This is a genomic window from Halomonas sp. WWR20 (genome assembly GCF_054602495.1).
In genome coordinates, this window is the sequence record NZ_JBTRHR010000001.1 from 360,626 (window position 1) to 373,534 (window position 12,909).

The 12,909-nt window shown below is 61.5% G+C and carries 12 protein-coding genes; 5 read left to right on the forward strand and 7 right to left on the reverse strand.

All coding sequences use genetic code 11. The features are described 5' to 3' along the window. The first annotated feature begins 5 nt into the window (after positions 1–5). From ACW4DH_RS01665 to yacG, 4 genes are all read left to right on the forward strand, one after another. Positions 6–1,241, forward strand: a complete 1,236-nt coding sequence (locus tag ACW4DH_RS01665; RefSeq protein WP_459634609.1) for a type II secretion system F family protein — start codon at positions 6–8, stop codon at positions 1,239–1,241. Positions 1,242–1,313: 72 nt separating this feature from the next. Next, a complete protein-coding gene (locus tag ACW4DH_RS01670) occupies positions 1,314–2,150 on the forward strand; it encodes a prepilin peptidase (RefSeq protein WP_459634923.1) in 837 nt (278 codons plus the stop codon). Beyond that, positions 2,147–2,779: a dephospho-CoA kinase gene (coaE, locus tag ACW4DH_RS01675; RefSeq protein WP_459634610.1), complete on the forward strand. Its 633-nt coding sequence runs from the start codon at positions 2,147–2,149 to the stop codon at positions 2,777–2,779. The genes ACW4DH_RS01670 and coaE overlap by 4 nt, the downstream gene beginning before the upstream one ends. A gap of 7 nt (positions 2,780–2,786) precedes the next feature. Further along, positions 2,787–3,023 (forward strand): DNA gyrase inhibitor YacG, encoded by a 237-nt coding sequence (yacG, locus tag ACW4DH_RS01680; RefSeq protein WP_459634611.1) that lies wholly within the window; start codon positions 2,787–2,789, stop codon positions 3,021–3,023. Positions 3,024–3,141: 118 nt separating this feature from the next. Here the strand turns inward: yacG and ACW4DH_RS01685 are convergent, their stop codons facing one another. From ACW4DH_RS01685 to ACW4DH_RS01700, 4 genes are all read right to left on the reverse strand, one after another. Next, a complete protein-coding gene (locus tag ACW4DH_RS01685; RefSeq protein ID WP_459634612.1) occupies positions 3,142–4,086 on the reverse strand; it encodes a Nudix family hydrolase in 945 nt (314 codons plus the stop codon). Between the two features lie 112 nt (positions 4,087–4,198). Continuing rightward, positions 4,199–5,407: a bifunctional glutamate N-acetyltransferase/amino-acid acetyltransferase ArgJ gene (gene argJ / locus ACW4DH_RS01690; RefSeq protein WP_459634613.1), complete on the reverse strand. Its 1,209-nt coding sequence runs from the start codon at positions 5,405–5,407 to the stop codon at positions 4,199–4,201. A gap of 44 nt (positions 5,408–5,451) precedes the next feature. Beyond that, positions 5,452–8,193, reverse strand: coding sequence for a preprotein translocase subunit SecA (gene secA / locus ACW4DH_RS01695; protein ID WP_459634614.1), 2,742 nt, complete (start codon positions 8,191–8,193; stop codon positions 5,452–5,454). 67 nt (positions 8,194–8,260) lie between these two features. Beyond that, positions 8,261–8,617, reverse strand: coding sequence for a hypothetical protein (locus ACW4DH_RS01700; RefSeq protein ID WP_459634615.1), 357 nt, complete (start codon positions 8,615–8,617; stop codon positions 8,261–8,263). 94 nt (positions 8,618–8,711) lie between these two features. Between ACW4DH_RS01700 and ACW4DH_RS01705 the strand changes: the two genes are divergently transcribed. Continuing rightward, a complete protein-coding gene (locus tag ACW4DH_RS01705) occupies positions 8,712–9,143 on the forward strand; it encodes a DUF721 domain-containing protein (RefSeq protein ID WP_459634616.1) in 432 nt (143 codons plus the stop codon). A gap of 99 nt (positions 9,144–9,242) precedes the next feature. Here the strand turns inward: ACW4DH_RS01705 and lpxC are convergent, their stop codons facing one another. The 3 genes from lpxC to ftsA form a co-directional block, all read right to left on the reverse strand. Continuing rightward, positions 9,243–10,154, reverse strand: coding sequence for a UDP-3-O-acyl-N-acetylglucosamine deacetylase (lpxC, locus tag ACW4DH_RS01710; protein WP_459634617.1), 912 nt, complete (start codon positions 10,152–10,154; stop codon positions 9,243–9,245). A gap of 129 nt (positions 10,155–10,283) precedes the next feature. After that, positions 10,284–11,450 carry a cell division protein FtsZ gene (gene ftsZ, locus ACW4DH_RS01715; RefSeq protein WP_459634618.1) on the reverse strand — a complete coding sequence of 389 codons (1,167 nt, stop codon included), beginning with the start codon at positions 11,448–11,450 and terminating at the stop codon, positions 10,284–10,286. Positions 11,451–11,488: 38 nt separating this feature from the next. Further along, a complete protein-coding gene (gene ftsA, locus ACW4DH_RS01720) occupies positions 11,489–12,766 on the reverse strand; it encodes a cell division protein FtsA (protein WP_459634619.1) in 1,278 nt (425 codons plus the stop codon). Positions 12,767–12,909: the final 143 nt, after the last annotated feature.

Sequence of the window (12,909 nt, forward strand, 5' to 3'; positions counted from 1 at the left end):
ACGCCATGGCCACGCGTAGCGCACGCCGAAAGGCCCCCAAGCGGGTCACGATTCATCGTTGGAAATGGAAAGGCAAGAACCCCCGCGGCGAGCTGGTCAGCGGCGAACTGGTCGCCGCCACCAAGCTGGAGGTGCGCCAGACCTTGGCCCGTCAGCAGATCGTCGTCAAGCGCATCCAGCGCAAGAGCGGGCTGTTCGGGCTGGGCAAGATCAAGCCTCGCGACATCACGCTGTTCGCCCGCCAGATGGCGACGATGATCCGCGCCGGGGTGCCGGTGCTGCAGGCCTTCGGCGTGGTCTCCGAGAGCCTCAAGAATCCGGCGATGCGCAATATGGTGGAGACGCTGATGAACGAAGTCGCCGCCGGCTCGAGTTTTTCCGAAGCCCTCGCGCAGCATCCCGCGCACTTCGATCGCATGTTCGTCAACATGGTCGCCGCCGGCGAGCAATCGGGCACGCTGGACCGCATGCTCGAGCGGGTCGCCTCCTACAAGGAGAAGATCGACTCGCTCAAGGCGCGGGTACGCAAGGCACTCTATTATCCGGTGGCGGTGGTCTTGGTGGGCATCGGCGTGACCGCCCTGCTGCTGATCAAGGTGGTCCCGCAATTCGAGAGCCTGTTTCAGGGCTTCGGCGCCGAGCTGCCGGCCTTCACGCGCATGACCATTGCGCTCTCCGAGCTGGCCCAGCAGTACTGGCTGTACGCTTTAGGCGCGCTGGCCGCCGTGATATTGGGGATCCGCCTGGGGATCAAGCGTTCGCCGGGCTTTGCCTATCGTATCGATCAGTTGTTGCTGCGCCTGCCGGTGATCGGCGATATCCTCGACAAGTCCTCGGTGGCACGCTTTTCACGCACGCTGGCGACGACATTCAACGCCGGGGTACCGTTGGTGGAGGCGCTGGACACCGCCGCCGGCGCTACCGGCAATCGGCTCTATCAGCGCGCCATCACGCGTATCCGTGAGGATGTCTCCAGCGGCCAGCAGTTGCACTTTGCCATGCGCAACGCGGGTCAGTTTCCGGTCATGGCGATCCAGATGGTCAGCATCGGCGAGGAAGCCGGCTCGCTGGATGCGATGCTCAACAAGGTGGCGGACTTCTACGAGGAGGACGTCGATAACAAGGTCGACGCCCTGACATCGCTGCTCGAACCGTTCATCATCGTCGTGCTGGGTGTGCTGGTGGGCGGGCTGGTGATCTCGATGTATCTGCCGATATTCGAAATGGGTTCCGCCATTTAGGCTTATCCAAGCCCACTGCAGCTTCCGACCATTCAAGGTGTTATTTTGCTAGCCGATCTTCCTCCGCTTCTGATGTGGCCACTGGTCTTCTTGCTGGGCCTGGTGCTGGGCAGTTTTCTCAACGTGGTCATCGCGCGCCTGCCGATAATGCTGATGCGCCAGTGGCGGGCCGAAGCCCGCGAGGCGCTGGAAATGACCGCCGAGGAGTCGCCGCGCTTCAATCTGCTGTTGCCCGCCTCGCAATGTCCCGCCTGCGCCACCCCCATCGCCTGGCACGACAACGTTCCCCTGCTGGGCTGGCTCAAGCGCCGCGGGCGCTGCGCACGCTGCATGACCCGCATCAGTCCGCAATATCCACTGGTGGAGCTGGCCGGCGGCATTCTTGCCGTCGCGGTGGTCGCCCTGCACGGCCCGACACTGGCCAGCCTGGCACTGTTCGGCGCCTGCCTGACACTCCTCGCCCTGGCCGTCATCGATTTTCGTCTGCAGCTGCTGCCCGATCTGTTGACGCTGCCGCTGCTGTGGGCCGGACTGCTCTATCAATGGCTCTTCCAGCCGCTGCTGCTCGAAAGTGCCGTGCTGGGCGCGATGGCCGGGTATCTGGTGCTATGGAGCTTCTACTGGCTGTTCAAGCTGATCACCGGCAAGGAGGGCATGGGCTACGGCGATTTCAAGCTGCTCGCGGCCCTCGGGGCCTGGCTGGGCTGGCAGTCGCTGCCGCTGCTGCTGATTCTCTCCGCCGGGCTGGGCGCGGTGGTGGGTATCGCACTGCAGCTCGCCATGCCTCGACTGCGTGGCGCGCCAATGCCGTTCGGCCCGTATCTGGCCTTCGCCGGCTGGATCACGCTACTCTGCGGCGAGCCGCTGATTGCGGCCTACCAGAGCTGGCTGCTAGGAGGAATTGGATGACCGTACCGCTAATCATCGGCGTGACAGGCGGCATCGCATCGGGCAAGACCACCGTCGCCGAGGCTTTCGCCAAGCGGGGGATTCCTTGGGTGGATGCAGACCATGTCGCCCGAGAAGTCGTCGAGCCCGGCGAGCCGGCGCTCGAGGAAATCGCTGAGCGCTATGGTCGCGAAGTTCTGGATGAGCAGGGGCGCCTCAACCGGCGCCGGCTGCGCGAGATCGTGTTCGGCGATCCCGCCGAACGATCCTGGCTGGAATCGGTCACACATCCACGCATCCGACAGCGCCTGCAGGCACATCTCGACACCCTTCGCGCTTCCAGCGCGCCTTATGGCCTGCTGGTGTCGCCGCTGCTGTTCGAGTCGGGCCAGGCGGCGCTAGTGGATCGGCGGCTGGTCATCGATGTTCCCGAGGTCCTGCAGATTGCGCGTACCGCCGCACGCGATGACGTGGATGAAGCCCAGGCGCGGGCCATCGTGGCCGCTCAGATGTCGCGTCAGGAACGCCTTGCCCGGGCTGACGATGTCATCGACAATCAAGGCGATCCCCAGCGACTGCATGAACAGGTTGCCGAACTCGACCGCTTCTACCGTCAACTTATCGACCCTTCGCAGACAGGACATCTCTGACCACGACATGACCGACACGACCCGCAACTCCCAACGTCCGCTTGAAGTGGCCTGTCCACAATGCCGCACCAAGGTCGTGTGGACGACCGATAACCCCTACCGGCCCTTCTGCTCCAAACGCTGCCGCCTGCTCGATCTCGGCGCCTGGGCCGACGAGTCCCACCGTATCGCCGGGGAACCGGCCATGGACGAGGCCGACCTGGATATGCTGATCGACCGCCTGGAGCGCGGTCCGCGAGAATAGACGCAAGCCTCTCTTCCCCGGATCAGCCGTTGCTCCGCAGCTGTGCCAGATGCATGCAAAAAGCCCGCATCAGTGATGCGGGCTTTGCGTTTTATCAATGGCCGCGTTTCGCGCCCGGCTACTTCCAGAAATCGCGGATCGAGGCAATGCCCTGCGCGCCCACAGCGCGGGCGTGGTCGGCATCGTGACGCGTCATGCCCCCCAGGGCGAAGACCGGCATGCCGGCCGTTTCCACCAGCTGCTGGAAATCATGCCAGCCCAGCGGCGCGGCATTGGGGTGCGTCGGCGTGACCCGGAGCGGTGACAGCGTCACGAAATCACACCCGATCATCGCCGCCTGATTGAGCTGAGAGCGGTCATGAGTCGAGGCGGACAGCCACTTGCTTTCCTCGATGGGGCGGCGCTCGAGCTGCATCAGCCGTTCACTGGTCAGATGGATACCGTCGGCATCGACCCGCTCCAGCAATGTCGGCTCGCCGTTGAGCATCAGCCGCGCGCCATGCTGGTGACACAGCGCCAAGACCCGCTCGGCACGTGACAGGTAAGCCGTCTCGTCGAGTGACTTGGCCCGCAGCTGCACCAGACGCACGCCGTCTTCGACCAGGGCACGCTCCAGGCGAGACAGAAACTCTGCATCCTCGGCCTCTTCGCCGCTGATCAGGTACTCCTGGGGAAGCGCCACCGCCCGCAGAATGGGCAGGTTGGCCGCCGGGAAGGGATAGTTGACCAGGTCCTTGATCTTGACCCAGCGCACCGCCTGACCTTCGCGCCCGAAAGGCTCACCCGTGAAGTCGTGCACTTGCCACACGTCCAGCAGGATATGCTTGTCGGGATATTCATGATGCACGCGGATCAAAGGCTGGGCACGCTGGATCTGGATGCCCAGTTCCTCGTACAGTTCGCGCTTGAGCGCCTCGAATCCCGTCTCGTAGGGGGCTAACTTGCCCCCCGGAAACTCCCATAGCCCGCCCTGATCGACGGTCGAGGGACGGCGCGCGATCAGTACCTGACCATCGCTGCGGACGATAGCGGCTGCCGCGACGTGTACCCTTCTCTTCACCATGCCTGTCTTCACCTTGATAACTCTTTTAACGGTCTGCCTGAAAAGGGCTACGCTCGCCGTCTTTCAGCCAAGCGCCAGCAAGCTGCGATCGACCAGCCACGTCATCCTCGAATCAACTCCGATAATCGGCATTGATCGAGACGTAGTCGTGCGAAAGATCGGATGTCCAGACGGTCGCCTGGGCGTCGCCGCGCCCCAGGTCGATACGGATGATAATTTCCTCACCCGCCATGACGGCACTGCCCGCCTCTTCCGTATAGCTTGAAGCGCGTCCGCCATGTTCGACCAGACGCACGTCACCCAGGTCGATCACGATTCGCGAGACGTCCAGCGCCGTGACCGGCGCACGCCCGACGGCGGCCAGAATGCGCCCCCAGTTGGCGTCCGAGGCGTACAGCGCCGTCTTGACCAGCGGCGAGTGCGCCACGGTAAAGGCGACATCCAGCGCTTCCTGCTGGCTACCGGCGCCCTTGACGTCAAGCGTGACGAACTTGGTGGCACCTTCGCCATCGCGAATGATGGCCTGCGCCAATTCTACCAACACTTGCGTGAGTGCTGCGAGAAAACGCGCCTCGTCGGCGTCGCCGCGGACCTTTACCCCTCGGCCGGTGGCGATCAGTGTACAGGCGTCGTTGGTCGAGGTATCGGAATCCACGGTGATGCGGTTGAAGGAAACCTCCACCGCCTCGCGCAGCAAGTCCTCAAGCCGGGACTGCTCGATATCCGCATCGGTGGCCACAAAGCCCAGCATGGTCGCCATGTTGGGCTTGATCATGCCCGAGCCCTTGCTGATGCCGTTGATGGTTACCGTTGCGCCGGCGATCTCGCAGGTCACGCTGGCGCCTTTGATCCGCGTGTCGGTGGTCAGTATGCCCTCGGCGGCATCGCGCCAACCCTCGGCATCGAGACTCTCCAGCGCCGAAGGCAGCGTCGCCGCGATACGCTCGACCGGTAGCGGTTCACCGATCACGCCGGTGGAATAGGGCAACACCGTCTCGGCAGCGACGTGTCTCAACGCCGCCAGCGCCTGACAGCAGGCCTCGGCATCACGCATGCCCTGCTCGCCGGTACCGGCATTGGCATTGCCCGTATTGATCAGCAGATAACGTGGCGCCGCCTGGCCCAGATGGCGCCGCGCCACGTGTACCGGCGCGGCGCAGAAGGCATTGCGCGTGAAGGTTGCCGCCGCACGCGCGCCCTCGGGTATTTCGATGACGACGACATCGCGTCGTCCGGGCTTCTTGATGCCCGCCTTCGCGGTTCCCAGCCGAATACCTTCGATGGCTGGCATCGTCGGAAAGAACGCCTCACCCACCGCCATAACCCATTCTCCTTGGGGCGCACTGCGCCACGTTCAGTTCAAGCTCAGTTCAGTTTGCCGTGGCACTGCTTGTACTTCTTGCCCGAGCCGCACGGGCAGGGGTCGTTGCGCCCCACCTTGGGCCCTTCGCGGCGCGTCGGCTTGGCAGCAGCAGCGGGAGTCTCGCCGGTGTCCGCCGTACCTTCGGCGGCTTCACGTGCCGTGGCCACCGTATCCTCGTGCAGCGTCTGGCTGGCAGCCTGCTCGCGCGCCAGCGTCTCGCGCCGCTGACGCTCCAGGTCGTCGACTTCCTCCTGGCGACGCACCTGAACATGACTGAGAATACGCGTCACGTCGTGCTTGATGTTGGTCAGCAGCGACTGGAAAAGCTCGAAGGCCTCGCGCTTATACTCCTGCTTGGGATTTTTCTGGGCGTAACCGCGCAGGTGGATCCCGCGCCGCAGGTGGTCCATGGCCTGCAGATGCTCTTTCCAGCGGGTGTCGAGCACCTGCAGCATGACCTGCTTCTCGAAGCGGCGCATCAAATCGGGACCGACAGCCTCGAACTTGGCGGCATAGAGTTCGCGATGCCGCTCCTGAAGCCGGTTACGCAGGGTTTCTTCGTGGAAGTGCTCATCCTCTTCGGCCCACTGGACCAGCGGCACCTCCAGGTTGAACTCCTGCTTGAGATATTGCTCGAGTCCCGCCAGATCCCATTGCTCCGCCAGGCTCTGCGGCGGCACGTACTCGCTGATCGCCTGATCGAGCATCTCTTCGCGAATGCCGGAGACATTGTCCGAGACGTCATCGGCGGCCAGGATGTCATCGCGCTGTTCATAAATGACACGACGCTGGTCGTTGGCTACGTCGTCGTATTCCAGGAGCTGCTTGCGGATGTCGAAGTTGCGGCCTTCGACCTTCTTCTGGGCGCGTTCGACGGCGTTGGATACCATCTTGTGTTCGATCGCCTCGCCACGCTCGAGCCCCAGCGCCTGCATCAGTCGCTGCACCCGATCGGAGCCGAACAGGCGCATCAGATTGTCTTCCAGCGACAGGAAGAAACGGGTGGAACCAGGATCGCCCTGGCGTCCGGCACGCCCACGTAGCTGATTGTCGATACGCCGCGACTCGTGGCGCTCGGAGCCGATCACATGCAGCCCGCCGGCTTTCAGAACCGCATCGTGATTCTGCTGCCATTCGGCCTTGATGGCCTCGACTTGAGCCTCGCTGGGCTCGTCGAGCTTGGCGACTTCCGCCTCCCAGTTACCGCCCAGCATGATGTCGGTACCACGGCCGGCCATGTTGGTGGCGATGGTCACCGCGCCGGGGCGCCCCGCCTGGGCGATGATCTCGGCTTCGCTCTGGTGTTGCTTGGCGTTGAGGACGCTATGCGGTATCTGCTGCTCGCGCATCAGTCGCGCCAGGTATTCGGAGGTTTCGATCGATGCGGTGCCCACCAGAATCGGCCGCCCGGCTTCGCGCTGGACTTTGACGTCCTCGATGATCGCTTCGAATTTCTCTTCGGCGGAGAGATATACCAGATCGTTCTGGTCCTGACGCGCCAGCGGCCGGTTGGTGGGGATGACCACCACGTCCAAGCCATAGATCTGCCGGAACTCGAAGGCCTCGGTATCGGCGGTCCCGGTCATGCCGGAGAGCTTTTCATACAGCCGGAAGTAGTTCTGGAAGGTCGTCGAGGCCAGGGTCTGGCTCTCTTTCTGGATGGCTACGCCTTCCTTGGCCTCCACCGCCTGGTGCAGTCCTTCGGACCAGCGCCGCCCCGGCATGGAGCGACCGGTGTGTTCGTCGACGATGACCACTTCGCCATTGTTGACGATATAGTCGACATCACGATGGTAGAGGTAACGGGCGCGCAGCGCAGAGTGGATATGCTGCAACAGCCCCAGGTTCTGGGCCGCATAGAGCGAGTCCTCGGCATCGAGCTGCCCTTCGCGGCGCATCAGCTCTTCGACCTTGAGGTGTCCCTCCTCGGTCAATTCGACCTGCTTCTGCTTTTCGTCGAGGGTGAAATCGCCGCTGGAAGGATCTTCGTCATCGGTGCACTGCTGCAACTCGCCCGCCAGGCGATCGATCACCTTGTACAGGTTGACGTTTTCCTCTACCGGCCCGGAAATGATCAGTGGCGTGCGCGCCTCGTCGATGAGAATCGAGTCGACCTCGTCGACAATCGCGAAGTGCAACGCGCGCTGCACCTTCTCCTCCATCGAGAAGGCCATGTTATCGCGCAGATAATCGAAGCCGTACTCATTGTTGGTGCCGTAGGTGATATCGCAGCGATAGGCCTCACGTTTTTCGGATGGCGTCTGCCCGGAGTAAATCACTCCTACCGTCAGCCCCAGGAACTCATACAGAGGACGCATCCATTCGGCATCGCGGCGGGCTAGATAGTCATTGACCGTGACGACATGCACGCCCTTGCCGGGCAGCGCATTGAGATAGACCGCCAGCGTCGCCACCAGCGTCTTGCCCTCGCCGGTCTTCATCTCGGCGATACGCCCCTTGTGCAGGCTCATGCCGCCGATCATCTGTACATCGAAATGGCGCATGCCCATCACGCGCTTGCTGGCCTCGCGCACCATGGCAAAGGCCTCGGACAGGAGCTTGTCCAGTTCCTCCCCGGCCGCGAGACGCTCGCGGAATTCTACGGTCTTGGCCTGCAGCGCGGCATCGTCAAGCGCCTCGAACTGGCCTTCGAGCGCATTGATGTCCTTGACGAGCTTCCCCATGCGCTTGACTTCCCGGTCGTTCTTGGAGCCGACCAGTTTACGTACAATGGTATTTAACATGTGTTGTCCTGAAACGCTGAATACTGAGCCGCTGGACCTCCGGGTCCGGAACGCCTCGAAAGCTTGGTTATGACAAGCGAAGTTTCACAACAACCGGGGGGCCACGCCGGGACAGGACATCATGATCGGCACTCGGCACATGCCAGGGAGCAGGGCTCAGCGCGATGATTCGGGGAATGGGAAGACGGCTTGCGAACGAGGGACAGACACGCCGCTCGGCAACCCGGCGCGACTCGGCACGGATCGCTTCTGGCGCCATTAAGCATATCTGCGTCAAGCGCTCCGCGATGCGCATCGCCTCTGCCTGCACCAATCCGGCAGGCAGCAGGCAGCTGACCAGCAGGCTGGCCAACCACCATTGGGTGCGACGCCGCCCCGTACCGCGTGGCGCGCTATTGTGCGAGTCTTGGTTGCCGCTCGTCATGCTGATCCGCTCATGATAGATTGCGCAGACATTCCGCTTCCTTCGCGCGTGCAAGCCCATGAGTATAAAGGCTAAGCGTTTCCGAGCCCAGTCCATGTCCGCCCTGCTTAACAAGCCCGGCGAACTGGGCAACCTGATGCGGGTCGCCCAACTGCTGGATCGCGCCCAGAATCACCTCCGAACGCATCTTCCCGAAGAAGTTCGGGAACACATCTTTATCGGCGGATATCGTGACGGTCGCCTGACGATCATTACCGACCGCGCCGTGTGGTTGACATGGCTACGCTACGAGCAGAGCCGGCTGTTGACCCTGTTGCGCCAGCTTCCCGAACTCGAAGCGGTGATGGCCATTACGCTCAAGGTGCGTCCGGTACGCCCGCCCAAGATCATGCCGCGGCAAGTGCGTACTCTCTCTAGCGAAGCCGCCAGCCAGCTCGAAGCGTGCGCCGCCGACACCGAAGACCCCCGCCTGAAACGTTCCCTGTCGCGCCTGGCCGCGCATGGCCGTACACCCTCTCAGGATTGATCCGCAGTGGCGAGTCATTTGACAAAAAAGCGCCGACCCTAGGGTCGGCGCTGCAAGCCTGTCATACGTACGTGCAACCATTGCGCGGCTTCCCTTCACTCAGGGCATGGCGGGTGCCGCGTAGGAAATCGGCGCGAGCTGGGCCTCGTCTTCGTAGGTGACAACCTCCCAGGCATCGGGCTGTTCAATCAATGCGCGACACAGCAGGTTATTGAGACCATGACCCGACTTGAAGCCCCGGAACTCGCCAATCAGGCTATAACCCAGCTGGTAAAGGTCGCCAATCGCATCCAGCACCTTATGCTTGACGAATTCGTCTTCGTAACGCAAGCCGTCGTGGTTCACGATACGGTAGTCGTCGACGACGATAGCGTTATCCAGGCTACCGCCCAGTGCTAGATTTTGTGACCGCAGGAATTCGAGATCACGCATGAAACCGAAGGTGCGTGCCCGGGAGACTTCCTTGACGAAGGAAGTCGTGGAAAAATCCACGCTGGCGGTCTGTTTCTGCTGCGCAAACACGGGATGGTCGAAATCGATGGCGATGCTGACCTTGAAGCCATTGTGCGGCAAGAAGGATGCTTCCTTCTCGTTGTCCTTGACCGTAATCTCACGCTTGATACGAATGAATTTTTTCGGCGCGGCCTGCTCGGCAATGCCGGCAGATTGAATCAGGAATACGAAAGGCCCAGCACTGCCATCCATGATCGGGACTTCCGCGGCGCTAAGCTCGACGAAAACGTTATCGATTCCCAAGCCCGCAAAGGCGGACATGAGATGCTCGACGGTAGCGACTTTCACCCCATCGCGTGACAGCGCGGTACATAGCGTCGTGTCGGTAACGCTCTCCGCGTTGGCCGGGATGCGCACCTCGGGATCCAGATCGGTGCGCACGAAAACGATACCGGTATTCACCGGCGCGGGACGCAAGGTCAGATAGACCTTCTCTCCCGAGTGAAGGCCGACACCGGTGGCACGTATGGTGTTCTGTAGGGTTCTTTGTTTGATCATGGGCGTAGGGCCAGGCTGCAGATTAATTATGAAACGCTGTTCACTATATCACCGAACGGAAGTTTCAACAAAAAATATCGCTCGGCCCACACTCCCTGTGCGCAATAGTCCTTGAGACTGATTTCGGGCTCAGTCCGCCTGTCGACGCAAGAAGGCCGGAATATCCAGATAATCATCGAGTTCCTGAGATTTACGCCGGTCCTGCTTGGCCTTGCTGGCCGCTTCCTGCTCGGCTTTCGCGGCTTGCTGGCGCATCACCGTCGGCTGCTGCAGCTTGCGGTAGTCGGATTCGGGGCGCGCCATCTGTGCCGACTCGCGCGGCACGGCCTTGTCCTTGCGTCCGTCGAGTCCTGCGGCCACCACGGTGACACGCAGCTCATCGGACATTTCCATGTCAATGGCCGTCCCGACCACGATAGTGGCATCTTGAGAGGCGAACTCCTGCACCGTGGCCCCGACATCGTTGAACTCGCCAATGGACAAATCGGGCCCGGCGGTGATGTTGACCAGAATGCCGCGCGCGCCGTGCAGGTCGATGTCTTCGAGCAGCGGGCTGCGAATCGCTTTTTCGGCCGCTTCGCGAGCGCGATTCTCGCCGGTGGCGGCGCCGGTGCCCATCATCGCCATGCCCATTTCCGACATGACCGTGCGCACGTCGGCGAAATCGACGTTGATGATGCCCGGACTGGTGATCAGTTCGGCAATCCCCTGCACTGCCCCCAGCAGGACATCGTTGGCGGCACTGAACGCCGTCAGCAGGCTGGCGTTCTTACCCAACACGGAGAGCAACTTTTCATTGGGAATGGTGATCAGCGAATCGACATGCTCGGACAACGCCCGCATGCCCTCTTCTGCGGCCCGCATTCGCTTGGGGCCTTCGAAGGGGAACGGCCGCGTGACGACAGCCACGGTGAGAATACCCAGCTCTTTCGCCACTTCGGCGACGACCGGTGCTCCACCGGTGCCCGTTCCGCCCCCCATGCCGGCGGTGATGAATACCATGTCGGCACCCTGCAGCAGCTCGGCAATGCGCTCGCGGTCCTCCATGGCGGCCTGACGACCGACTTCAGGGTTGGCGCCCGCCCCCAGCCCCTTGGTAATTTCACTGCCGAGCTGTAGAACGGTCTTGGCGGCGACACGCTTGAGTGCCTGAGCATCAGTATTGGCGCAGATGAACTCGACGCCTTCAATGTTGCTTTCCACCATGTGGTTGACGGCATTACCTCCACCGCCCCCCACACCGACTACTTTTATGACTGCGCTGCTGGAAGGTGCGTTATCTACCAGTTCGAACATAGCCCCGTCTCCTGTGGCCGCCAGATTGCGACCCCTAATCAGAAATTTCCTTTGAACCAGCCTCTGATACGTTCCAATGCCGATATATCATCCTTGACACCATGCCGGGAATAGCCTTCTTCGCTCTCCCTACGGGGCTGGGTCGATACCGCACGCGCATGCTTGGTACTTTTCATTCCGTAGAGTAGCAAACCTACGCCTGTGGAATAAATTGGATTACGCACAACATCGGCCAGCCCCTTCACGTTATGGGGACAGGCAATGCGTACCGGCATATGAAATATCTCTTCAGCCAGCTCGACGACACCCTCCATCCGCGACGTACCGCCGGTCAGAACCACTCCGGCCGCCACTAAATCTTCATAGCCGCTGCGTCGCAGCTCTTCTCGCACCAGCGTGAAAAGCTCTTCGTAGCGCGGTTCAACGACTTCCGCCAGTGCCTGGCGCGACAGGTCCCGCGCCGGTCGTTCACCGACACTTGGCACCTTGATCATTTCGTCGCTGCTGGCCAACTGCGTCAAGGCGCAGGCGTACTTGACCTTGATATCTTCTGCGTACTGCGTCGGCGTGCGCAATGCCATGGCGATATCGTTGGTCACCTGATCTCCGGCGATCGGAATGACCGCGGTATGACGAATGGCACCCTCGGTAAACACCGCGATGTCGGTCGTCCCTCCGCCGATATCTACCATGCAAACGCCCAGCTCACGTTCATCTTCCGTCAATACGGCATGACTTGAGGCCAACTGCTCGAGGATGATGTCGTCGACTTCGAGTCCGCAGCGGCGTACGCATTTTTCTATATTCTGTACTGCATTGAGCGCAGCCGTGACCAGGTGGACCCGCGCTTCCAGGCGCACTCCCGACATTCCCAGCGGCTCGCGAATGCCTTCCTGGGTATCGATGGCGAACTCCTGTGGCAGGACATGCAGGATGCGCTGACCTTCGGAGATAGCCCGGGCGCGCGCCGAATCAATAACCCGCTCGATATCGGATTGAGCGACTTCACGTTCCTTGATCGCCACCACCCCATCGGAGTTCATCGAACTGATGTGACTGCCGGCAATGCCCACATATACCGAGTGAATATCACATCCCGCCATCAGCTCGGCTTCTTCGATAGCGCGCTGAATCGACTGGACAGTCGACTCGATATTGATGACCACGCCCTTCTTCATCCCACGAGAAGGATGAGAGCCGATGCCGGCGATCTCAAGCCCGCCATCATCCGTGGGTTGGCCGACGATCGCCACGACCTTGGATGTTCCAATATCCAGCCCGACCACCATATTGGAAGCGTTGGATTGTCCTGCCATAGGTCGGGATCACTCCTCAATCTCTGCTGGGTTGGAAAAGCGTTTTTTACGAAAACAGGTACTCAGCCGATTATATGAACTACCCGGCTAATTGCACCAGCCTAACAAGAAAACATCAGCGAGAATACGATGATTTTTCTCGA